Origin of the sequence: Neisseria sicca VK64 (genome assembly GCF_000260655.1) — a bacterium.
Taxonomy (GTDB): Bacteria; Pseudomonadota; Gammaproteobacteria; order Burkholderiales; family Neisseriaceae; genus Neisseria; species Neisseria sicca_B.
In genome coordinates this window covers 1-22,210 of the sequence record NZ_AJMT01000092.1, presented here as the reverse complement: position 1 = coordinate 22,210, position 22,210 = coordinate 1, and the positions used below count along the sequence as shown (strand labels likewise).

At 52.3% G+C, this 22,210-nt stretch carries 19 protein-coding genes and 1 pseudogene; 10 read left to right on the top strand and 10 right to left on the bottom strand.

What is annotated here, in order from left to right:
- Positions 1–577, top strand: a 577-nt coding sequence (locus HMPREF1051_RS05700; protein ID WP_003765606.1) for an IS3 family transposase, incomplete at its 5' end; no start/stop codon positions are given.
- A gap of 300 nt (positions 578–877) precedes the next feature.
- Here the strand turns inward: HMPREF1051_RS05700 and carB are convergent.
- Both carB and HMPREF1051_RS05690 read right to left on the bottom strand, forming a co-directional pair.
- Complete coding sequence (carB, locus tag HMPREF1051_RS05695; protein ID WP_003765634.1) at positions 878–4,093, bottom strand: carbamoyl-phosphate synthase large subunit; 3,216 nt, start codon at positions 4,091–4,093, stop codon at positions 878–880.
- Positions 4,072–4,812 carry a hypothetical protein gene (locus tag HMPREF1051_RS05690; RefSeq protein ID WP_003765621.1) on the bottom strand — a complete coding sequence of 247 codons (741 nt, stop codon included), beginning with the start codon at positions 4,810–4,812 and terminating at the stop codon, positions 4,072–4,074. Before HMPREF1051_RS05690 ends, carB begins: the two co-directional genes overlap by 22 nt.
- Positions 4,813–5,087: 275 nt before the next feature.
- On the opposite strand from HMPREF1051_RS05690, the pseudogene HMPREF1051_RS15570 reads away from it, so the two are divergent.
- Positions 5,088–5,416 (top strand): annotated as a pseudogene (locus HMPREF1051_RS15570) (hypothetical protein); the annotation flags it as partial.
- A gap of 1,500 nt (positions 5,417–6,916) precedes the next feature.
- On the opposite strand, the gene HMPREF1051_RS05675 reads toward HMPREF1051_RS15570, so the two are convergent.
- The 5 genes from HMPREF1051_RS05675 to carA all read right to left on the bottom strand — a co-directional run bounded on the left by HMPREF1051_RS05675 (position 6,917) and on the right by carA (position 9,679).
- Positions 6,917–7,306 (bottom strand): endonuclease domain-containing protein, encoded by a 390-nt coding sequence (locus tag HMPREF1051_RS05675; RefSeq protein ID WP_036492068.1) that lies wholly within the window; start codon positions 7,304–7,306, stop codon positions 6,917–6,919.
- Between the two features lie 253 nt (positions 7,307–7,559).
- Positions 7,560–7,934 carry a hypothetical protein gene (locus HMPREF1051_RS05670; RefSeq protein WP_003765604.1) on the bottom strand — a complete coding sequence of 125 codons (375 nt, stop codon included), beginning with the start codon at positions 7,932–7,934 and terminating at the stop codon, positions 7,560–7,562.
- A gap of 72 nt (positions 7,935–8,006) precedes the next feature.
- Positions 8,007–8,141 (bottom strand): hypothetical protein, encoded by a 135-nt coding sequence (locus HMPREF1051_RS15460; RefSeq protein WP_003765624.1) that lies wholly within the window; start codon positions 8,139–8,141, stop codon positions 8,007–8,009.
- A gap of 73 nt (positions 8,142–8,214) precedes the next feature.
- Positions 8,215–8,472, bottom strand: coding sequence for a SemiSWEET family transporter (locus HMPREF1051_RS05665; RefSeq protein WP_003765608.1), 258 nt, complete (start codon positions 8,470–8,472; stop codon positions 8,215–8,217).
- Between the two features lie 76 nt (positions 8,473–8,548).
- Entirely contained in the window at positions 8,549–9,679 is a 1,131-nt protein-coding gene (carA, locus tag HMPREF1051_RS05660; protein ID WP_003765593.1) for a glutamine-hydrolyzing carbamoyl-phosphate synthase small subunit, read from the bottom strand.
- A 387-nt stretch (positions 9,680–10,066) separates the two neighbouring features.
- Between carA and pilC the strand changes: the two genes are divergently transcribed.
- Complete coding sequence (pilC, locus tag HMPREF1051_RS05655) at positions 10,067–13,312, top strand: PilC family type IV pilus tip adhesin (RefSeq protein ID WP_003765594.1); 3,246 nt, start codon at positions 10,067–10,069, stop codon at positions 13,310–13,312.
- 243 nt (positions 13,313–13,555) lie between these two features.
- Here pilC and HMPREF1051_RS05650 read toward each other — a convergent pair whose 3' ends face one another.
- Both HMPREF1051_RS05650 and HMPREF1051_RS05645 read right to left on the bottom strand, forming a co-directional pair.
- Positions 13,556–14,596, bottom strand: a complete 1,041-nt coding sequence (locus HMPREF1051_RS05650) for a sulfate ABC transporter substrate-binding protein (protein ID WP_036492065.1) — start codon at positions 14,594–14,596, stop codon at positions 13,556–13,558.
- Positions 14,597–14,877: 281 nt separating this feature from the next.
- A complete protein-coding gene (locus HMPREF1051_RS05645) occupies positions 14,878–15,465 on the bottom strand; it encodes a YdcF family protein (protein WP_003765619.1) in 588 nt (195 codons plus the stop codon).
- Between the two features lie 316 nt (positions 15,466–15,781).
- Between HMPREF1051_RS05645 and trpC the strand changes: the two genes are divergently transcribed.
- Positions 15,782–16,564 (top strand): indole-3-glycerol phosphate synthase TrpC, encoded by a 783-nt coding sequence (gene trpC / locus HMPREF1051_RS05640; RefSeq protein WP_003765599.1) that lies wholly within the window; start codon positions 15,782–15,784, stop codon positions 16,562–16,564.
- A gap of 75 nt (positions 16,565–16,639) precedes the next feature.
- On the opposite strand, the gene HMPREF1051_RS05635 is transcribed toward trpC, so the two are convergent.
- Positions 16,640–18,283, bottom strand: coding sequence for an ABC1 kinase family protein (locus tag HMPREF1051_RS05635; RefSeq protein WP_003765617.1), 1,644 nt, complete (start codon positions 18,281–18,283; stop codon positions 16,640–16,642).
- 170 nt (positions 18,284–18,453) lie between these two features.
- Between HMPREF1051_RS05635 and HMPREF1051_RS05630 the strand changes: the two genes are divergently transcribed.
- The 6 genes from HMPREF1051_RS05630 (at position 18,454) to argJ (ending at position 21,949) form a co-directional block, all read left to right on the top strand.
- On the top strand, positions 18,454–19,086 hold the full coding sequence (locus tag HMPREF1051_RS05630) for a C40 family peptidase (protein ID WP_003761092.1): 633 nt from the start codon (positions 18,454–18,456) through the stop codon (positions 19,084–19,086).
- Positions 19,087–19,104: 18 nt separating this feature from the next.
- Positions 19,105–19,323: a hypothetical protein gene (locus HMPREF1051_RS05625; protein WP_003765602.1), complete on the top strand. Its 219-nt coding sequence runs from the start codon at positions 19,105–19,107 to the stop codon at positions 19,321–19,323.
- A 30-nt stretch (positions 19,324–19,353) separates the two neighbouring features.
- Entirely contained in the window at positions 19,354–19,497 is a 144-nt protein-coding gene (locus HMPREF1051_RS14300) for a hypothetical protein (RefSeq protein WP_155815294.1), read from the top strand.
- A 104-nt stretch (positions 19,498–19,601) separates the two neighbouring features.
- Entirely contained in the window at positions 19,602–19,946 is a 345-nt protein-coding gene (locus tag HMPREF1051_RS05620; protein WP_003765612.1) for a CidA/LrgA family protein, read from the top strand.
- Positions 19,946–20,647, top strand: a complete 702-nt coding sequence (locus tag HMPREF1051_RS05615) for an LrgB family protein (RefSeq protein WP_003775917.1) — start codon at positions 19,946–19,948, stop codon at positions 20,645–20,647. Before HMPREF1051_RS05620 ends, HMPREF1051_RS05615 begins: the two co-directional genes overlap by 1 nt.
- 81 nt (positions 20,648–20,728) lie before the next feature.
- Positions 20,729–21,949: a bifunctional glutamate N-acetyltransferase/amino-acid acetyltransferase ArgJ gene (argJ, locus tag HMPREF1051_RS05610; protein ID WP_003765638.1), complete on the top strand. Its 1,221-nt coding sequence runs from the start codon at positions 20,729–20,731 to the stop codon at positions 21,947–21,949.
- The last annotated feature ends 261 nt before the right edge of the window (positions 21,950–22,210 follow it).

Here is a 22,210-nt window from a genome sequence, read left to right as displayed (position 1 = left end):
AAGCCCTCATACGGGCGAAAAAAGCCTACCGCCATCCCGCCATGGGCGAAATATCGGAAACCTCCTCAAACGCCGGTTCAAAGCCCGAAAGCCCAACGAAAAATGGCTGACCGACGTTACCGAACTCAAAGGGAAGGACGGCAAACTGTACCTCTCGCCAATCTTGGACTTGTTCAACCGCGAGATCGTCGCCTACGCCATGAGCCGCAGAGCCGACAGCGAAATGGTGAAGGAAATGCTCGAAAAAGCCGCACCCCGTCTGACTGATAAAGGAACGATGCTTCATTCGGACCAAGGTGTGCTGTACCGTACGGCGGGGTATAGGGAATTGCTTGCGGAGCATTCCATGGTTCAAAGCATGTCGCGAAAGGCGAACTGTTGGGACAATGCGCCGATGGAAAGCTTCTTTGCGGTGTTAAAGACGGAGTGTTTCTATAACGCAGGAGAATTGACGGTGGATGAATTGATGAAGCAGATAGATGACTATATGGATTACTACAACCGGGAGCGTTGCAGTTTGAAATTGAAAAAGCTGAGTCCTGTCGCATACAGAACCCAGCTTACACAGAGTGCCTGAATAGGCTTTTATGAGTGTCCAAGATTTGGGGGCCAGTTCAGTTTTCAGACGACCTTTTTGTTGAAGTTAAACTTAATTCAGTCTTTGTTTTTCAATTGTCTATCTAAGCTCCGTATGTGAGGTAGCCGCAAGCGGTTTTGCCGGAGGTAACGGAGCTGGCGGGTGATGGATTCGCAAACCATCCGTGATGTCTGTTCACGCAAATGCGCCTCGAATAAAGTCAGCAAAGAAAAAGGTCGTCTGAAAACCGGAAAATTGGTTTTCAGACGACTTTTTGTTCAAGCTAAACCCGATTCAGATTCAGCCCCTGTTTTTCAACCGTCCATGCAACTCCTGTACGCTATACACGCCCAAGTGGTCGCGGCTTTTTGCGCCTTCGCTCATGGCTTCGCCGCCGGCGATGGTGGTGTATTGCGGCACGCGTTGGGTGAGGGAGGTGCGGCGGATGCTGTGGCTGTCGGCGATGGATTGTGCCGAGCTGCTGACGGTGTTGACCACCAGCGCGATTTCGCCGTTTTTAATCGCGTCCACGATGTGCGGGCGGCCTTCCTGCACTTTGTTTACCGCCTGCACGATGATGCCGTGCTCTTTCAGGTATTCGGCGGTGCCGCGCGTGGCGCAGACGCCGTAGCCGAGGGCTTGGAAGTTTTGCGCGGTTTTGACGATGAGCGGTTTGTCTTCGTCGCGCACGGCGAGGAAGATTTTGCCGGTCGGGTTCAGGCGTTCGCCTGCGCCGAGTTGGGCTTTGTAGTAGGCTTCGCCGAAGCTTGCGCCCACGCCCATCACTTCGCCGGTGGAGCGCATTTCGGGGCCCAAAATCGTATCCACGCCGGGGAATTTGATGAAGGGGAACACGGCTTCTTTAACGACATAGAAATCGGGAACGACTTCTTTTTCCACGCCTTGCTCTTGCAGGGAAATGCCTGCCATGCAGCGCGCGCCGACTTTGGCGAGCGGCACGCCGGTGGCTTTGGAGACGAAGGGGACGGTACGGCTGGCGCGCGGGTTCACTTCCAACACGAACACAACGCCGTCCTGTACGGCAAACTGGACGTTCATCAGGCCGACCACGCCCAGCGCGTATGCCATGGCTTTGGTTTGGCGGCGGATTTCGTCTTGGATTTCTTCGCTGAGCGAGTAGGGGGGCAGCGAGCAGCCGGAGTCGCCGGAGTGGATGCCTGCCTGCTCGACGTGCTGCATGATGCCGCCGATAACGACGTCTTTGCCGTCTGAAACGCAGTCCACATCGACTTCAATCGCGTTGTTCAGGAAGAAATCGAGCAACACGGGGCTGTCTTCGGATACCTGCACGGCTTCGCGCATGTATTTTTGCAGCTCTTCGGCGGAGTGGACGACCTGCATGGCGCGGCCGCCGAGGACGTAAGACGGGCGCACGACCAGCGGATAGCCGATTTCTTCGGCTTTGACGAGCGCTTCTTCTTCGTTGTGGGCGATGCGGTTGGGCGGTTGGCGCAAGCCTAAGTCGTTCAACACTTTTTGGAAGCGTTCGCGGTCTTCGGCGGCGTCGATGCTGTCGGCGGATGTGCCGATGATGTTTACGCCGTTTTCAACCAGCGCGTTGGCAAGTTTTAGCGGGGTTTGACCGCCGTAATGCACAATCACGCCCCACGGGTTTTCGGTGCGGACGATTTCCAACACGTCTTCCAGCGTCAGCGGCTCGAAATACAGGCGGTCGCTGGTGTCGAAGTCGGTGGATACGGTTTCGGGGTTGCAGTTCACCATAATCGTTTCAAAGCCCGATTCGCGCAGGGCGAGCGCGGCGTGAACGCAGCAGTAGTCAAACTCGATGCCCTGACCGATGCGGTTCGGGCCGCCGCCGAGAATCATCACTTTTTTACGGTCGGAAGGACGCGCTTCGCATTCCTCTTCGTAAGTAGAGTAGAGGTAGGCGGTTTCGGTGGCGAACTCGGCGGCGCAGGTATCGACGCGTTTATACACGGGATGCAGCTTCAGCGCGTAGCGGTGTTCGCGCACTTCTTTTTCTTTTACGCCCAAAAGCTGCGCGATGCGTTTGTCGGAGAAGCCTTTGCGTTTCAGACGACGTAGGGCGGCGAAATCCAAATCTTGCAGGCAGCCTGCACTTACCTGCTGCTCTTCTTTCACCAAGTCTTCGATTTGCGCCAAGAACCAAGGGTCGATGGCGCAGATTTCGTGGATTTCTTCCAGCGTGAAGCCCGCGCGGAACGCGTCTGCCACAAACAGCATACGCTCAGGGCCTGGGTTCGCCAGTTCGCGGCGGATTTCCGCTTTGTCGGAGCTTCTCGGATTGAAGCCGCACAAGCCCGTTTCCAAGCCGCGCAGGGCTTTTTGGAAACTTTCCTGAATGGTGCGGCCCATCGCCATCACTTCGCCCACGGATTTCATCTGCGTGGTCAGGCGGTCGTCTGCGGCGGGGAATTTTTCAAACGCAAAACGCGGGATTTTGGTTACCACATAGTCGATGGAAGGCTCGAACGACGCGGGCGTACGGCCGCCAGTGATGTCGTTGCGCAATTCGTCCAGCGTAAAGCCGACCGCCAGTTTCGCCGCCACCTTCGCAATCGGGAAGCCCGTCGCTTTTGAAGCCAACGCGGACGAACGGCTCACGCGCGGGTTCATCTCAATCACAATCATCTCGCCGTTTTCAGGGTTCACCGCAAACTGCACGTTCGAGCCGCCCGTGTCCACGCCGATTTCGCGCAATACCGCTAAGCTTGCGTTGCGCATGATTTGGTATTCCTTGTCCGTCAGCGTTTGCGCCGGCGCAACCGTAATCGAGTCGCCGGTATGCACGCCCATCGGGTCGAAGTTTTCAATCGAGCAAATAATGATGCAGTTGTCAGCCTTATCGCGCACCACTTCCATCTCGTACTCTTTCCAGCCGAGTACGGACTGCTCAATCAGCAGCTCATGCGTGGGCGACGCATCGAAACCGCGTTCGCAAATCGCCAAAAACTCGTCTTTGTTGTAGGCAATGCCGCCGCCCGAACCGCCCATCGTGAAAGACGGACGAATCAGCGTCGGAAAGCCGACCTGTTCCTGCGCCGCCAAGGCTTCGTTCATCGTATGGCAGACAAAAGATTTCGGGCAGGAGAGGCCGATTTTCTCCATCGCTTCTTTAAAGCGGCCGCGGTCTTCCGCCTTGTCGATGGCGTCTTCCGTCGCGCCGATCAGCTCGACATTGTATTTCGCCAGCACGCCGTTGCGCGCCAAATCGAGCGCACAGTTCAGCGCGGTCTGGCCGCCCATCGTGGGCAGAATCGCATCGGGCCGCTCCTTGGCGATAATCTTCTCCACCGTCTGCCACATAATCGGCTCGATGTAGGTAACATCCGCCATTTCAGGGTCGGTCATAATCGTGGCGGGGTTGGAATTCACCAGAATGACTTTATAGCCTTCTTCACGCAAAGCCTTGCAGGCCTGTGCGCCCGAATAGTCAAATTCGCAGGCCTGACCGATAACGATAGGGCCGGCGCCGATGATAAGGATGGATTTTAGGTCGGTACGTTTGGGCATGGGTGGGTCTTTCTATTTAAAACGGGAAGAGCAGAATGGAAAAGTTCTATTTTGAATTGGTTGCAATAGGTCATTAAAAGCATCGCATATGATAAACAATTCAAATAGCAAATACATATTTGGCTGGGTAGTAAAGGTAGTGACAGCCCTAGAATGGTTAATAACAAACTGAAAAATAACAAGAAGTAATTGTAATTATTAACTTTTTTTATATGATCCTTTTGGTTATCATTTAAACGAGCCTCTTCAATTTGTTTTATTTTAATTCTAGAAAAAATTGTAGAATACAGACAAATTTGTACAAACAACCAGAATAAATTTGTATCATTAATGTCAAGGTTCCCTTTCTGAATACTTATATTTTGAGCAATAAATATTACAACTGAAAAGAATATAACCTGCAAATTGTATTCACTCCAATTTTTTAATGCATCATTAAACTCCGCATTATGAATTCGTTTTGCTTCTTGTTTTTTTGCTTTCTCTTGTAACTGTTTTGCTGTTTCAGTTTTCGGTATTGTTTTCAATAACCAAGTTTTGAATTTTGGTAGTAAAATGCAAAAAATACTTGGAATAAATATAGCTATTAAAGCACTTATATTAGAACAATAAATGCTTTTAAAACGACAACTAATAGGGATAACAAACAAGACAAAACAAATCCAAAATAATGAAGGACGTGATGGTTGTCTAATATTTACATTTTCGGATTTTTCCATTTTAAAATTACCTTGATTAAACATTTATAGTAAGCCATAGCCCGCATATATATCGTGTGCGATACGCACGCACGCGTTTTCCATTTCCCCTGCAACCCCAACCCACCGCGTGCGTGCCTTGCGGTACACGCCCTACCGATGGGTTCAAAAGTCGTCTGAAAAAACGCTCGCGGCGTTTGTTCCATCTGCCTTGCGATAAAGGCTACCTGAAAAATTCCTGCCGTTGAGGTTTCGGGTATTCTTTTTCATAAGACCTACAACGCCTGAACCTGCTGCAACCTGCTCCCTCCCCCGTGGGGGAGGATTGGGGAGAGGGTATTCCCCGAATTGCGGCAATCTTTCCCAACACCCTAACTCTAACTGCCCAAAATACAAGCCTTACGGCTTGTTGCCCTCTCTCTAACTCTCTCCCACGGGAGAGAGGACGGGGTGGCTGTTGGAATTAAGGGTTCTGCAAGAAAAACAGGTTGTGCAGGCTGCTTTTTACTTTTCAGACGACCTGAAATCAACGGCTGTAAACCCAAGCTGCTTCTCAAACTGCCTGCAACCGCAAAACCTGCTGCAACCTGCTCCCTCCCCCGTGGGGGAGGGCTGGGGAGAGGGCATCTCCCGAATTGCAGCAATCTTTCCCAACGCCCTAACCGCCCAAACACAAGCCTTGCGGCTTGTTGCCCTCTCTCTAGCTCTCTCCCACGGAGAGAGAGGACGGGGTGGCTGTTGGGGTTAAAGGTTCTGCAAGGAAAACAGGTTGTGCAGGCTGTTTTTTACTTTTCAGATGACCTGAAATCAACGGTTGTAAATCCAAGCAAGCCGTCGCCCGCATGTAGGGCGTGTGCGGTACGCACGCACGCGTTCTTCATTTTCCCTGTAACCCCAACCCACCGCGTGCGTGCCTTGCGGCACACCCCCTACCGATGGGTTCAAAGGTCGTCTGAAAAAATCTCGCGGCGTTTGTTCCATCTGCCTTGTGATAAAGGCTGCCTGAAAAATTCCTGCTGTTGATATTTCGGGCATTCTTTTTCAGACGGCCTGCAACGCCTGAATCTGCTGCAACCCGCTCCCTCCCCTGTGGGGGAGGGCTGGGGAGAGGGCATTCTCCAAATTTCCGCAACCTTTCCCAACACCCTAACTGTCCATACAAGCCTTGCGGCTTGTTGCCCTCTCTCTAACTCTCTCCCACGGGAGAGAGGGCGGGGTGGCTGTTGGGGGTTAAGGGTTCTGCAAGGACAACAAATTGTGCAGGCTGCTTTTTTTCTTTTCAGACGACCTTCAATCAACGGCAAATCCAAGAAAGCCGTAGCCCACATGTAGGGTGTGTGCGGTACGCACGCGTTCTCCATTTTCCCTGCAACCCCAACCCACCGCGTGCGTGCCTTGCGGCACACACTCTACCGATGGGTTCAAAGGCCGTCTGAAAAAACACTCGCGGCGTTTGTTCCATCTGCCTTGCGGTAAAAGGCTACCTGAAAAATTCCTGCTGTTGATGTTTCGGGCATTCTTTTTCAGACGACCTGTAATACTTGAATCTGCTGCAACCTGCTCCCTCCCCCGTGGGGGAGGGCTGGGGAGAGGGTATTCTCCAAGTTGCGGCAACTTTTCCCAACACCCTAACCGCCCCAATACAAACCTTGCGGTTTGTTGCCCTCTCTCTAACTCTCTCCCACTGGAGAGAGGACGGGTGGCTGTTGGGGTTAAGGGTTCTGCGAGGAAGACAGGTTGTACAGGCTGCTTTTTGCTTTTCAGACGGTCTGAAATCAACGACAGCAAATTTAAGCTGCTTTTTAAATTGCCTGAAACTGCAAGGCCCGCTGCAACCTACTCCCTCCCCCGTGGGGGAGGGCTGGGGAGAGGGCATTCTCCAAATTGCGGCAATCTTTCACAATACCCTAACTCTAACCGTCCCAATACAAACCTTGCGGTTTGTTGCCCTCTCTCTAACTCTCTCCCACGGGAGAGAGGACGGGGCTGCTGTTGGGATTAAGGGTTCTGCAAGGAAAACAGGTTGTGCAGGCTGTTTTTTACTTTTCAGACGACCTTTTAAACGCTCAATTCAGGCAGCCGGTATCCTATAATTTTCAAAAATCCAATCAAAATCAGTCATCTGCTACTGTTCAGGCTGCTTTTCCAATTTCTGTAACACGCGCAGGATTTCCGCGAGCACATCGTTTGTCTGCTGCAAAATTTCGTGATTCCAAAACCGCAGCACGGTAAAGCCCAAGCTGTTGAGATATGCCGTCCGCGCGTGGTCGTATGCGGCTTGTTCTGTGTGCTGCCCGCCGTCTGCTTCGACAATCAGCTTGGGCGTTATGCACATAAAATCAACAATATAATTTCCCATCGGCTGCTGGCGGCGGAATTTATAGCCGTTCAGACGGCCTGCCCGCAGGTGCTGCCACAATTTTGCTTCCGCTTCACTCATTTCTTGACGCATGGCTTTGGCGCGTTGATGCAGGGCGGGGTTGTCAGCGGTCAATAGTTTTTCGGGCGGGTTCATTTTTTTATTATTGGGTGTGGAAAACGCCTTGATGACCATCTTTTTTCAGTAAGTGTAGATTAGCTTAAAAACAGCATAACACGCGTAATCGTACAAAAACGTTGGGCTTATCAATCCATCCTATTCTTGAGGTCGTCTGAAAAAAGCTTGGCGTTTTGTATGTAGGTCTTGGTGGGTTGCTTTCCGGTAATGTTGAGGACGTTAGTTTGTTATGGTGTATTGAATGGTGGGTGCTGAGTTGCCGAATGTGGTTTTATTCTATGTCTATGATGGTTTGTACGCCTTCTAATATTTTATTGGATAGGTTTTCTAGGCTTCTTGCGCCTTCATCGACCCTTGCCCCTTTTTGCTTGAGTGCCTGATCCATGTAGATGCTGCCTGCCATGGCGGGTTCTTTCAGGCAGTGGTCTACGGAAAATTGTTCCAATTCTGCGGCGGTTGTCGGAATGGTGCATTCTGAGTTGGCTATGGTTTTGCTGCTTTCAGAGATGGTTTTGTAGACGCCCTGGGTGGCGGAATCGAAGATGTCCGCACCGAGTTGGCTGATTTTTTTCAGGTCGATGGTTTTGTCACCTGCGAAGGCAGGGGCGCTCATAAGCAGACAGAGGAGTAAAGCCGTTTTTTTCATGAAATGCCTTTATGGATGGGTTTTCTTCAGGCGGTTTGATGGGCAAACCGCCTTGTAGTTTGGTGTAATGTGTTAGCGATTGTTTTGTTTTTGGTAGTCGTCATTCCATGCTTGCACGGCTGTATTGGCATCGCGTGCGACGGAGTGGATGGTGTTGCACGCGGATAATGTGCCGATTAATACGATAAACAGGGCTACTTTTTTCATAGGGTTAATCCTTATGTTGATGGTGGTGAGTAAGGCCGGTCAGTGTTTGACCGGCATGAAATCGGTATGGTTTTTAAAAGCTGGTGATAAAGGTAATCAAGCCCAAAATGATGCCGGGGGCGTTTGCCAGTACGACGGGGTAGTCGCGTTTTTCTTTCAGAAAGCCGTAGGCAACCCATAATGTGCAGTTGATGGCGGCGACGAGGGGTTGCAGCGGCGAGCCGGGGTTGCCCGCGAGGTTGTTTTGGATTTGCGGGATATAGGAAACGTACATGCCTACTGCGGTCAGGGTAGCGACGACGGAGAGTACGCGCATTTGTTTTTCAGTCATGGGGTTTCCTTTCTGACTTGAGGGGGGGATTTTTCAGACGACCTTGTTGAGTTGAGAGGTCGTCTGAAAAGGCGGTTTATTGTTTTGCTGCTTTCATATTGTCAATGAATTTGTCAAACAGATAGCCGACATCTTGCGGGCCGGGGCTGGCTTCGGGGTGGCCTTGGAAGCAGAACACGGGTTTGTCGGTCAGCTCGATGCCTTGCAAGGTGTTGTCGAACAAGGATTTGTGGGTAATCCTTGCGTTGGCGGGCAGGGTGTCGGCATCGACGGCGAAGCCGTGGTTTTGGCTGGTGATGACGACTTTGCCGCTGTCCAAGTCTTGTACGGGGTGGTTCGCGCCGTGGTGGCTGAAGTGCATTTTCAGGGTTTTTGCACCGATGGCGAGGCCGATGAGCTGGTGTCCCAAGCAGATGCCGAAGATGGGTTTGCCGCTTGCCATCAGTTTTTGCACGGCCTCGATGGCGTAGGTACAAGGCTCGGGATCGCCTGGGCCGTTGGAGAGGAATACGCCGTCGGGGTTGAGTGCCAACACGTCTTCCGCGCTGGTTTGGGCTGGGACGACGGTCAGGCGGCAGCCGCGTGCGGCGAGCATACGCAAGATGTTGGTTTTTACGCCGAAATCGTAAGCGACAACGTGGAACGGCTGTTCAGCAGGGGTAACGAAACCTTTGCCCAGCGCCCATTCGCCTTCGGTCCATTCGTAGGCTTCTGTGCAGGAAACTTCTTTTGCCAAATCTTTGCCGACCATGCTGCCGAACGCGGCGATGAGTTCTTGCGCTTTTTCAACCGTAGCGTCCGCACCGGTCAGAATTGCGCCGCCTTGTGCGCCTTTTTCACGCAGCAGCGTGGTCAGGCGGCGGGTGTCGATGTCGGCGATGGCGACGGTTTTGTTGCGCACTAAATAGTCGTGCAGGCTTTCGGAGGCGCGGAAGTTGCTGTGCAGCAGCGGCAGGTCGCGGATAATCAAGCCTGCGGCATAAACGCTGCCGCTTTCTTCATCTTCGGCGTTGGTGCCGGTGTTGCCGATGTGGGGGTAGGTGAGGGTAACGATTTGTTTGCAGTAGGACGGGTCGGTCAGGATTTCCTGATAGCCGGTCATGGAAGTGTTGAACACGACTTCGCCGGAAGTCGAACCTTCGTAACCGATTGATGTGCCGTGAAATACGCTGCCGTCAGCGAGAACGAGAAGAGCCGGAGTGGTCATGATGAATCCTGTTTGCCTGATGATGGTCGGTTTGCAGAAACGGGCAGGGGTCGTCTGAAAATTGTTTACAAAAAAGACCGCCTGAGAAAATATTGGCTAAAAAAAAACACGCCCCGCAGCCTTGATTTTGCTGCGTAACGTGCTTTTTCAGGCATAGCTGCCTATGCCGTAGAAGCAATGCATTCTACGTCAAAAAGCCATATCGTTCAAGCTGTGGTTTGGCAACGGATTTTCTCTTTACAATCATGAAGTCTGTTTCATTTTCGCCATTGTTCGCCGCATCAGATAAAAAAAACAGCCCGAACCCCACATAAATGACATCGTAAATGTTAGAATCTCATTCCGAGAAAATAAAAACAACGTCATCATCCGTCAACCGACGATTTTATGAAAAAAGAACGCATTATGAAAAACAAACCTTCACGTTGCCCCGGCTCCATCCGTCCGATGATTTACAGCATCGCCTCCGCGCTCGCACTGATGGGGGCGGCATCACAAGCGCAAGCACAGTTTGCCAAAACCCCGCTTTATTTGCAAAACGAAAGCCAAATTACAGAGCAGCCGAAAGTCAAACATAACATTATGTTTTTTATTGATGATTCGGCGAGTATGGGTTCTATTGTACCTGGAGCCAGGGGGAAGAGGGGGGAACCTTTAAATAGGTTAGAAGTAACGAAAAATGCGCTAAATGATATTCTTGATCAATATAAGGATCAGTTTAACTGGGGGTTGCAGACGCTTCATAACAATGGTCGATCAGATGCTGATTTTTTCAGTTCTGACCCAGAGGCAATGAAAACGCGTGTCAACAAGATGAGTACTGGCTATGCAACCCCAGCAACACGCCGCTATTTTGAAATTGTCAGTACGATTGTTATGCCTAAGGTTGAGTACCGTTGTCAAAAATCGTATGTCGTCATGATGTCGGATGGCGATGCTAACTATAGCTCTTATTGTGGTAATTCTCCATATTGGCCAGATAGGACGATTTTTGATTATGATGCCCGTCGTTTTTATTATGCTGCTAAAGATTACAATTGGAGAGTCCATAATGCTTATGATAGTGAAGATTACCAGAAAGCATACGAATATTTCGGCGAACGAAAAGGGCAGGATAGGCTTTTACGTTGTATGAGGGCAGAGCCTTCCTACGATCAGTTTTGGGATCGCGGTAACGGTTTGGCCTTTTTCAGTAAAAAACTAGCAGAAAAAGACTTTAAAGTCGGTGGTAAGGATAAAGCGGGTAAGAGCTGGGATGGCGATCCAAATGATTTTGGGGACTACAAAAAGCAAACTGTTCAAACATTTACTGTAGGTTTTGGTGGCGATATTACCCTGGCAGGTGAAGATTATCTGAAGCGAGGCGCCAGTAAAAAAGAGTGGTATTACATTGCTAATAAATCAGAAACCTTACTTGAGGCATTCAAAACTATTACAGATACGATTAAAAATGATAGCCAAAGTGAACCGATTACTTTGGATGGCGGTACCGCTCCGGCAACTTCCAGCAGCGGTATTCCCGATTTGGCGGCAACCATCAAGCTGAATACCGGCTCTTGGAGCAGTCAGATTTTATTTAATAAATTGAATAATAGTGATGGTAGACGGGAAGGTACGGTTACCCAGCCTTCCTTTGGTAATCGTAAAACATTGATTAACACAGGTTCTAATACTTACTCTATTGATGCTATTCCTGCTGATAAAGTCAACAATGCCTATTTCGGTATTGAGAATACTGACAAAGACGAATGGAAAAAACTGCTCAATTGGACGGGCAGGGTCGGCAATGATGACAGTGCATACAAGCCTTACCGTGACCGTAAACCCGGAGAGCGTGATTTAGGCGATATTTTGGATGGTTCCGTTGCTGCAGTCGGCAATCAGGAGCATGGTCGCCGCAAATATTTGGTTGCCGCCGCCAACGACGGTATGGTTCATATTTTCCAAAGCACGGCAGGCGAACATCCTTATGATTTGAAAGTCAGCTATCTTCCTTCAGCGATGGAGCGTGAAAATGATGCTTCGGGCAACCCGATTACGCTTGCCAAAGTATTGAAAGACATCGCGCATGCGGATTACGGAAAATCCATTGAAAACCATAAATACGGCGTAAATGGTGGCTTTACCCTGCGTCAGACTGCCGCAGCTGAACAAGGCAGTAAGTTTCAGCAACGTGTCTTTATGTTTGGCGCAATGGGACAAGGCGGACGTGGTGCATACGCTCTCAATATAGGCGGTAAAGAAGATCAAACCACCAATACCGGTATGGATGCGGCTGCTTGGAGCGATAAAGTTCCTTTGTTTGAAACGGCCAAAGGTAAAGACAATACTTTGGGCTTTACCATCGGTACGCCACAAATCGGTCGTGTTTCCATCAAACGTGAAACCGATGGTAGTGCCAAACTGAATGAAAACATCCGTTACGCAGGCTTCCTCGCCAGTGGCTACGCAGCTGAAGAAAAAGATGCAGCAGCCAACGAAACGGCGTTATATGTTTACGAAATGCTTGGTAAAGAAGTCGGTACAGGCGAGAAACGCGGTCAGGCTGCAGGAAAACCCGGTGATCAACTGGCGAAAATTGTCGTGAAGGGTGGTGTAGGCGGGCTGTCTACACCGACGTTGCTCGATACCGATTTTGACGGGGTTGTCGATTTTGCCTTTGCAGGCGACCGAGGGGGTAATATGTACCGCTTCGACCTGCGTGCTGCAAGCCCGAAAGATTGGACTGCGGTTAAAATTTTCTCCGGTTCACCAAACAAGCCGATTACCTCGGCTCCTGCCGTATCACGAAAAGGAACTAAGGAATACGTCGTGATTTTCGGTACGGGTAGCGAGATTTACCAAAGTGATTTGAGCAATACTGAAACACAATCGATTTACGGTATTTTCCAAAAACTGGATCAAGCGCCGAAAGATCTTGCTGCAGATAAGACAAATCAAGATGTTGCCGAGCAAAACCTACGCAAGCAAACGATTACTGAGGTAGAGCAGTCATATAACGATGGAAACAATCAGCCACGAACCAGTAAGGCATTGTATCTGAGTAATGAAAAAATTGAAGAGACGCATAAAGGCTGGTTCATCAATCTAGGTTCTGGCGAGCGTGTCAGCATTAAGCCGACTATGATTCTGCGTACTGCCATCGTTACGATACGCAAGTACACTTCCGATGGCGGTAAGACTATTGGCAAGGAGGAAGCGGAAAAAGACTTGTGTATGCCTGTCAGCAACAATAAGTCAACCGTAACCAGCACAACCTTCCTCGGCATCAATGCTGATAACGGCGGTGCACTCAATAGCCGTAGCGCACGTTTTACGCCTGATATATTTAAGCGTGAATTGAGTGGTTTTGGTACGCAATACGCCAATGGTTTGACTCAAGAAGGTATTGTCAGCTTCACCTTTATCGATCCGAACAAGCGTACGGACGATCCTGTTACCGCCGATGGTGATAGCGGTGAAACCGGTACGGATAAAGAGCTTGGGTTGGGTTCTGGTACGCCCAACAATAGATGCTTCTCAGGCAAAGAGGGTGACCAACGCAGCTTGTTGCTGAATAATGCGCAATCACTGGAAGTGAAAGGCCGTATCTGTGGTCTGCAACGTATCAGCTGGCGCGAGCTGTTTTTCTGATTGGTTCGTGTAAGCGTATGAAGACCAAGAGGTCGTCTGAAAACGTGGAAACAGGTTTTCAGACGACCTTTGTTTTATAGTGGATTAACTTTAAACCAGGACGGCGTTGCCTCGCCTTAGCTCAAAGAGAACGATTCTCTAAGGTGCTGAAGCACCAAGTGAATCGGTTCCGTACTATCTGTACTGTCTGCGGCTTCGTCGCCTTGTCCTGGTTTAAAGTTAATCCACTATATCTGAATGCAATCAGCTTTGCGGTCGGTAAATCTTATCGAATACGCCGCCGTCGTTGAAAAATCGTGCTTGTGCTTTGCGCCAACCGCCGAAGGTTTCGTCGATGCTGACCAGTTTTAAATCGGGGAAGCGTGTTTTAAATTCGGCGCGTACGGCTTCGTCGGTGGGGCGGTAGAAATGGCGTGCCGCCATTCGTTGCGCTTCTTTGCTATACAGCATTTCCAAATAGGTTTTGGCGATTTGTTCCGTGCCTTTTTCTTTTGCTACTGCGCTGACCACGGCGACGGGCGGTTCGCACAGCATGGATATTGACGGCGTGATGATTTCAAATTGGTTCGGATTTTCCTGCAAGGCGAGGTGTGCTTCGTTTTCCCATACCAGCAAAACATCGCCTAATCCGCGCCGTGTAAAGGTTATGGTCGAACCGCGCGCGCCTGCGTCCATGACCGGCACGCGGCGGTAGAGTTCGGAGACAAATTGTTCTGCCGCCGCATCTCCGCCTTTTTCTTGTGCGTACGCCCAAGCTGATAGGAAATTCCAGCGTGCTCCGCCTGAGGTTTTCGGGTTTGCCGTGATGATTTGTACGTCGCCTTTGACCAAGTCGTCCCAGTCATGAATCTGCTTGGGATTGCCTTTGCGTACCAGGAACACGATGGTCGAAGTGTAGGGCGTGCTGTTGTGCGGCAGGGCTTTTTGCCAATCTGCCGACAAGAGTTGCCTGCCTGCTTTGCTGTGATGGAGCGCGTCGATGTCGGATGCCAGCGCAAGCGTTACGACATCGGCTTTCAAGCCGTTTTGCACGGTCAATGATTGCTTGCCCGAACCGCCGTTGGAGAGGCGGATATCTGCTTCCTGTCCGTGTGTTTTTTGCCAGTAGTGTTGGAAAAACGGATTGTATTCGCGGTAGAACTCGCGTGTCGGGTCGTACGATACATTCAACATGACGACGCGTTCGGGTTTGCCTTTCGACGTGCCGCCGGACTGCCCGCATGAGGCGAGCCACACCGTCGCGCCGATGAAGATAATGCCCAGCCATGATTTGAGTCCCATCATATTTTCCTTATCAGACAAATACTTGAGCGGGGAATATAACAAGGTGGGAATCACGCGGGAAATATTGTTTGCTTCTTTGGATATAACGGAAATGCGTTTGCGGCGATATGTGGCTTGGTGTTTGCAGTTATGGCGTTTGAAGGGATGAATAACGGAAAGGTCGTCTGAAAACGGATTTCGGTTTTCAGACGACCTTTTATCAATGATGAAACATGCAGACAATGCCTAGCTGTGAACGCTGCTTGCCAAAGCGAAAGCCGTCTGCTTCGGACGGACGGTATTCAGCGGTGCATAATCATGGCTTTAATCCACGCGGGTATTTCGCGGGAGAGCTTGCGCAGGTAATTGGGCGTGGAGTCGCCGCAGGAATCGGAAGCGTAAAACTGGACGTTTTTGCCTTTTAAATGACGGTTGACGAGCCACTCGGCGCGTGTGAGATGGAAGGCGTCGCTGACGATGATGACGTTGGATACGTCTTGCAACAGCGGTGCGCTCAAGGCAATGTTTTCAAAAGTGCTTTCCGATTTGTTTTCGATGCGGATGTGTTCGGGCGGGATGCCCATGTCTATCGCCATAGATTGCATGGCTGCCGCTTCGTTGCTGCCGTCGCCGTCCGTGCCGCCGCTCATCAGCAACCCGCTGACTTTGTTTTGGCGGTAGAGGGCGACGCCTGCTTCCACTCGGGAACGCAGGCAGGGATTGGGTTTGCCGCGCCTGTTGACGGAATTGCCTAAAATGACGGCGATGTCGGCGGGTTTGATGTTTTGGGATGCTTTTTCTGCTTGGACGGCTTGGTAATGCAGCCAAGCCACGCTGGTCGCCCAGATGAGGAGAAGCGGGAGGAAGCCCCATATTATCCATCTTTTCATAAATGATTCCTTTGGGTGTATCGGGTGTGTGCGGCGGGATATCGGTTGGATGGCGCGGCAGTGAAACATCATAGCATATGCAGATTGTCTGACCGGCAAGACGGGATGGGCGGTAGATTTCGGTTGCGGACGGGACGGGTATGTTGTGTTGTTATCGCGGGAGGTCGTCTGAAACCATCTTCTGTTTTTCAGACGACCTCGTAAATGTTAAGATAAACCATTTTCCCCTTTACGGTATGGAAGGACGCAAAAAGCGGCGGCATCGGGTTGCCTGCTGTTTTGCGTGGTTCCGCCATGTATTGACCGAAAGCCATTTATGACCGATATCCTCAATAAAATCCTTGCCACCAAGGCCCAAGAAGTTGCCGCGCAAAAAGCGGCTGCGCCACTTGCGGAAGTCAAAGCGCAGTTGCGCGATGCCGAACCCGTGCGTGACTTTTTTGCTTCCATCCGCAATAAACACGCCCAAAACCTGCCTGCCATTATCGCGGAAATCAAAAAAGCCAGTCCCAGTAAAGGGCTGATACGGCCTGATTTTCACCCTGCGGATATTGCGCGCGCTTATGAACGCGCGGGGGCGGCTTGTTTGTCTGTGTTGACCGACGAAGTGTATTTCCAAGGTTCGCCCGAGTATTTGAAACAGGCGCGTTCGGCGGTCAGCCTGCCGGTGTTGCGTAAGGATTTCATTATCGACGACTATCAGATTTATCAGGCGCGCACATGGGGCGCAGATGCGGTTTTATTGATTGCGGCGGCTTTGGATGCCGCGCAGTTGGCGCATTTTGAAGCCGTTGCCCACGATTTGGGCTTGACCGTGCTGCTGGAATTGCACGACCAATCCGAATTGGAAAAATGCCGCAGTATGACCACGCCGCTTTGGGGCGTGAACAACCGCAATCTGCGGACTTTTGAAGTCACGCTCCAGCAAACTTTAGACCTGCTGCCCGAGCTGTCGGGCAAAACGGTCGTCACGGAAAGCGGTATCCGAAACAAAGACGATGTGGACTTTATGCGCGGACACGGCGTGCATACGTTCTTAATCGGCGAAACCTTTATGCGGGCGGCGGATATCGAAGCCGAAGTGCGTAAGTTGTTTTAATAACGTGCCGTAAGGTGTGCAAAGCACAAAATTTCTTGCCTGCTTTTGAGGCGGTCTGCTTCGGAAGCAGGCAGTTTAGTGTTTCCCCGACCGCCACACCGACCAGATAATCCACAGGCTGTTGGCGAAGGCGATAAGGTAGCCGACGAAGCCGATAAACTTGGGGCCGGTGTCTATACTCATGACGATGGACGAACCGATAATCAGGGCGGCGGTGACGATGCCCATGGTCAGGCGGTTGGCAGCGCTGTCGATTTGATGGCTGATGCGGTCTGACTGCTTGAGGTCTAGGGTGATGCCGAATTTGCCTTTTTGCAGCATTCTGGTCAGCCTGAAGAAGTCTTGTGGCAGCGACTCTGCCATTTGCAACAGGGTGCGCAGTTGCGTTTTGGCGTTGCGGGCGATGTGGGCGGCGGAGGCTTGTTCTTTGACGGCGGCTTCGGTGATGGGTTTGGCGCGTTCGAGCAGTTCGATACTGCCGTCGAGCCGTTTGACGACGCCTTCGAGGGTGATGAGGGTTTTGAAGAGCATCACGAGGTCGCCGGGCAGGGTCAGCCCGTGGCGGCGCATGATGGAGGTGATGTCGTTAATGACTTGGCTGACGCGCAGGTCGCGGATGGGCGTGTGTTCGTAGTTGAGCAGCATTTCCAAAACGTCGGCGCCGAGCAGGTTTTCGTCGGGCAAATCGCCCTGCGCCCAGTCGCTGAGGACGTATTGGATGAGCAGCGCGTCGTTGTTGGTCAGGGCGTTGATGAGGTTGAGGATTTCGCGGCGGCGGGTGTTGCCGAGGTGTCCGACCAGCCCGAAGTCGATGAAGGTGATACCGCCGTTGTCGTTGATGAAGATGTTGCCCGGATGGGGGTCGGCATGGAAAAAGCCTTGCCGCAGCATCATGGTGAAGAGGGTGTCGGTAATCCGTCCGGCAAGCCCGTTGCGCAAGGTGTGGGGCATGGTGTCGAGGTCGGCGTCTTTCAGGAGCGTGCCGCCGATGTAGTCTTGTACGAGGATGTGCCGGTTGGAAATGTCGGGATAGACGGCGGGGATGCGGACCAAGGGGTCGTCTGAAAAGGTCTGACCGAAGCGCTGCATATAGCGCAGCTCCACCGATAAGTCGGTTTCTTTCGCCAGACTCTTGGCAAAATAGGCGACCATCAATACGGGCTGGTAACGGCGCACTTCGGGGATTTCGGATTCCATCAGTCTGGCGAGGTGGTTCAAAATCCGCAAATCCGCCTGAATGACCGGCTCGATGTCGGGGCGTTTGACTTTGACGGCGACGGCGGTTCCGTCTAAAAGTTCGGCACGGTGTACCTGTGCCACCGACGCGCTGCCTGCGGGTTTCGGGTCTATGCTGCGGAACACTTCGGAAACGGGTTTGCCCAGATAGGCTTTGACCAAAGTATAGATTTCAGACGACGGTATCGGCGCGACGTTGCTTTGCAGTTGTTCGAACTCTTCAATCCACTCCGCCCCGAAAATATCGACCCGTGTGGACAATACCTGACCGAGTTTGACGAAGGTCGGCCCCAGCTCCTCAAACGCTTTGCGGAAGCGTCGCGGCGTACTCATATAACGGCTGTCGGGATGCACTTCGTCCCCGCCCGCCGCGCCCAAACGGATGCGCTGCACAAAGCCGCCCAAGCCGTATTTCGTCAGCACGGTAATAATTTCGCGCATTCTGGAAAAGTCGCGCATAGCGAGCAGAGTAGGTATCATCATTGGTCGGGTATCTTCGCAAAAATTTTTATAAACAACGCTTTAACGCAATATAACAGACGCTTTTTTGCCAAACATCCTGTTTTTTATATACAATCGCCTGAATATCCCAGATACAGAATAACATAATAGCAGGCGGCAGACAGGTCGTCTGAAAATGGAATCAGTCAAACATGAAAGCCTTATCCAGGCTGGCGGCACTATTGGCTTCGGTCTATGTGCTGTCCGGCATTCATTTTGCAAACGCCGACGATCTCGATTCGTTCGTCAGAAGCAGACAGCAGGTTTTAAACCAATTTGAAGATGCAAGACAACCTGCTTCCCCGGCACTCCTCCAACCCGGACGCGCAATCACTGCCGCGATCGCTCCCCGCCAACCCGTAAGCTCTGTACAGTCATCAGACAATGCAGACGAACTCATCAGCAGCGCGATGGGACTTTTGGGCGTAGCCTACCGCTACGGCGGCACATCCGCGTCCACAGGTTTCGATTGCAGCGGTTTCATGCAGCACATCTTCAAACGCTCGATGGGCGTAAACCTCCCGCGCACTTCCGCCGCCCAGGCAAAAATGGGTGTCGGCGTATCGCGTAGCGAATTGCAGCCGGGCGACATGGTGTTCTTCCGCACGATGGGTCGCGGCAGAATCTCCCACGTCGGCCTCTACATCGGCAACAACCGTTTCATCCACGCGCCGCGTACTGGCAAACGTATCGAAGTCACCAGCCTCAGCAACAAATACTGGAATGCCAAATACGCCTTCGCCCGCCGCGTGAAGAAAAACGATCCGTCCCGTTTCCTCAATTAAGTCTAGGAAAGTACCAACGTGAGTATGCCTGAAATGCCCAAATGGTATGACGACGACGGGCAAATCGTATCCTGCACTGAAAAAGTGAAAGTCATGACCGAGAACATGACCGAGCTTTATCAGGCGGCGCAAGACGCATTCGAAGACGCGCTTCTGATGGGGTGCGGCGAGAAGCAGTTGCGCGAATACCTGCAAGCCTTGATTGAAGGTGTGGAAAATCCCTACCGGAAATCCTAGGCGGAAAATCCCTATCCGACGGCGTGGCTTTTGACCATGCCGTTTTTTATGGGCGGCAACCCAACAAGGTCGTCTGAAAGCCGGCAAGATGCTTTCAGACGACCTTGTTGGGTTTCAGCATTGATTGATTCAGATAAGCGCGAAAACGGCAAATCGATGTTGCATTCGGGCTGAGCCACACTTTTCAGACGACCCCAAGGGCGTTATGATTCAATTATTAACAAAGATTCATAAACCGCCCGTCTGCAAAGTGGCAAACCATAGAGGAAACCCGACCCATGCACACCATCCGCGCCTTGCTCGTCCTGCTCGGCTGCCTTGCGCTCGGCGAAACCGCCGCCTACCTTACGGGCATCAAATTGCCCGGCAGCATCATCGGCATGGGCATTCTGTTTGCCCTGCTTCAGGCGGGGTGGGTGAAAGCCGAGTGGTTGCAGCAGCTTACCGACGCGCTGATGGCAAACCTGACGCTTTTCCTTGTGCCGCCCTGCGTCGCCGTCATCAGTTATTTGGATTTGATTGCCGACAGTTGGCTGTCGATACTCGTCTCCGCCGCCGCCAGTACCGTGTGCGTCCTGTTGGTTACGGGCAAGGTGCATCAATGGATACGGGAGAAAATCTGATGGACGGCATCCTTTCCCTGTGGCAGCAGCCCAGCGTCCTGCTTTTCCTGACGCTGGCGGTTTACGCGCTGGCACTCATCCTCCGCGCGCGGACGGGCTACCTGCTGCTCAACCCCGTCTTAATCAGCACCGTTACCCTGATCGCCTACCTTAAAATCCTCGACATCGATTACGCCGTGTACCACGATGCCGCGCAGTTTATCGACTTCTGGCTCAAGCCCGCTGTCGTCGCACTTGCCGTCCCGCTCTACCAAAACCGTCAAAAAATCTTCAGCCAGTGGCTGCCCGTCATCGTCTCGCAGCTCGCCGGCAGCGTGACCGGCATCATCACAGGCATGTATTTCGCCAAATGGCTGGGCGCGGAACGCGAAGTCGTCCTCTCGCTCGCCGCCAAATCCGTGACCAACCCCATCGCCATCGAAATCACCCGCACCATAGGCGGTATCCCCGCCATCACCGCCGCCACCGTCATCGTCGCCGGGCTGGTCGGGCAGATCGCCGGTTATACCGTACTTAAAAACACCGTCGGCATGCCCTCGTCGGTAGGCATGTCGCTCGGCACCGCCTCACACGCCATGGGCATCGCCGCCTCACTCGAGCGCAGCCGGCGCATGGCGGCATACGCAGGGCTGGGGCTGACACTCAACGGCGTGCTGACCGCCGCCATCGCCCCGATTATCATCCCCGTATTAGGATTCTGAACACTTTTCAGACGACCCCGATGAACCAAAAGGTCGTCTGAAACCCAAACCCATAGCAACCCCAAACAAAGGAGCAGCAAAATGGCAGTCAACCTCACAGAAAAAACCGCAGACCAACTGCTGAACATCGACGGCATCCAACTCTTCACCGCCCGCGCAGGCATCAAACAAACCGACCGCGCCGACCTCACCCTGATGGTACTTTCCGGCGGCAACACCGTCGGTGCCGTCTTCACTACCAACCGCTTCTGCGCCGCCCCCGTCCACATCGCCAAATCACACCTCTTCGACGAAGACGGCGTACGTGCCATCATCATCAACACCGGAAACGCCAACGCCGGTACAGGCGCGCAAGGCAGGATCGACGCCATCGAAACCTGCGCCGCCACCGCCGAACAAACCGGCTGCAAACCCTCCCAAGTCCTTCCCTTCTCCACAGGCGTCATCCTCGAGCCCCTGCCCGTCGGCAAAATCGTCGCCGCCCTGCCCAAAATGCAGCCTGCCGACTGGGCAGATGCCGCACGCGCCATCATGACCACCGACACCGTGCCCAAATCCGCCTCGCGCGAAGGCAGCGTCGGCGAAAAACACACCGTCCGCGCCACCGGCATCGCCAAAGGCTCCGGCATGATTCATCCCAACATGGCGACCATGCTCTCCTTTATCGCCACCGATGCCAAAGTTTCCCAACCCATCCTCCAACTGATGACCCAAGAAATCGCCGACGAAACCTTCAACACCATCACCGTTGACGGCGACACCAGCACCAACGACAGCTTCGTCATCATCGCCACCGGCAAAAACAGCCAAAGCGAAATCGACAACATCGCCGACCCGCGCTACAAACAGCTCAAAGACCTGCTCGGCAGCCTCGCCCTCGAACTCGCCCAAGCCATCGTCCGCGACGGTGAAGGCGCGACCAAATTCATCACCGTCTGCGCCGAAAACGCCAAAACCCGCGCCGAAGCCCGCCAAGTCGCCTACGCCGTCGCCCACTCGCCCCTCGTTAAAACCGCCTTCTTCGCCTCCGACCCCAACCTCGGCAGACTGCTCGCCGCCATCGGCTACGCCGGCATCGCCGATTTGGACGCCGACATCCTCGAAATGTATCTGGACGACGTATTGGTTGCCGAAAACGGCGGCCGCGCCGCAAGCTACACCGAAGAACAAGGGCAGGCAGTGATGGCGAAAGACGAAATCACCGTCCGCATCAAACTCCACCGCGGACAAGCCTCCGCCACCGTCTATACCTGCGACCTGTCGCACGACTACGTCTCCATCAACGCAGACTACCGCTCGTAAGGACAGATTGTATAGTGGATTAACTTTAAATCAGGACAAGGCGACGAAGCCGCAGACAGTACAGATAGTACGGAACCGATTCACTTGGTGCTTCAGCACCTTAGAGAATCGTTCTCTTTGAGCTAAGGCGAGGCAACGCCGTACTGGTTTAAAGTTAATCCACTATAAGTTTTGGGTTTTCAGACGACGTCTGAGGTCGTCTGAAAGTTTGAAACAATGGTTTGAGAACGGCAAAAAACGCGTGCGCGCATACCGCATACA

Bases quoted from the DNA above. Each gene is read 5' to 3' on its own strand.
- carB (WP_003765634.1), bottom strand. From the start codon at position 4,093: ATGCCCAAACGTACCGACCTAAAATCCATCCTTATCATCGGCGCCGGC.
- HMPREF1051_RS05690 (WP_003765621.1), bottom strand. From the start codon at position 4,812: ATGGAAAAATCCGAAAATGTAAATATTAGACAACCATCACGTCCTTCA.
- HMPREF1051_RS05675 (WP_036492068.1), bottom strand. From the start codon at position 7,306: ATGAACCCGCCCGAAAAACTATTGACCGCTGACAACCCCGCCCTGCAT.
- HMPREF1051_RS05670 (WP_003765604.1), bottom strand. From the start codon at position 7,934: ATGAAAAAAACGGCTTTACTCCTCTGTCTGCTTATGAGCGCCCCTGCC.
- HMPREF1051_RS15460 (WP_003765624.1), bottom strand. From the start codon at position 8,141: ATGAAAAAAGTAGCCCTGTTTATCGTATTAATCGGCACATTATCCGCG.
- HMPREF1051_RS05665 (WP_003765608.1), bottom strand. From the start codon at position 8,472: ATGACTGAAAAACAAATGCGCGTACTCTCCGTCGTCGCTACCCTGACC.
- carA (WP_003765593.1), bottom strand. From the start codon at position 9,679: ATGACCACTCCGGCTCTTCTCGTTCTCGCTGACGGCAGCGTATTTCAC.
- pilC (WP_003765594.1), top strand. From the start codon at position 10,067: ATGAAAAAAGAACGCATTATGAAAAACAAACCTTCACGTTGCCCCGGC.
- HMPREF1051_RS05650 (WP_036492065.1), bottom strand. From the start codon at position 14,596: ATGATGGGACTCAAATCATGGCTGGGCATTATCTTCATCGGCGCGACG.
- HMPREF1051_RS05645 (WP_003765619.1), bottom strand. From the start codon at position 15,465: ATGAAAAGATGGATAATATGGGGCTTCCTCCCGCTTCTCCTCATCTGG.
- trpC (WP_003765599.1), top strand. From the start codon at position 15,782: ATGACCGATATCCTCAATAAAATCCTTGCCACCAAGGCCCAAGAAGTT.
- HMPREF1051_RS05635 (WP_003765617.1), bottom strand. From the start codon at position 18,283: ATGATGATACCTACTCTGCTCGCTATGCGCGACTTTTCCAGAATGCGC.
- HMPREF1051_RS05630 (WP_003761092.1), top strand. From the start codon at position 18,454: ATGAAAGCCTTATCCAGGCTGGCGGCACTATTGGCTTCGGTCTATGTG.
- HMPREF1051_RS05620 (WP_003765612.1), top strand. From the start codon at position 19,602: ATGCACACCATCCGCGCCTTGCTCGTCCTGCTCGGCTGCCTTGCGCTC.
- HMPREF1051_RS05615 (WP_003775917.1), top strand. From the start codon at position 19,946: ATGGACGGCATCCTTTCCCTGTGGCAGCAGCCCAGCGTCCTGCTTTTC.
- argJ (WP_003765638.1), top strand. From the start codon at position 20,729: ATGGCAGTCAACCTCACAGAAAAAACCGCAGACCAACTGCTGAACATC.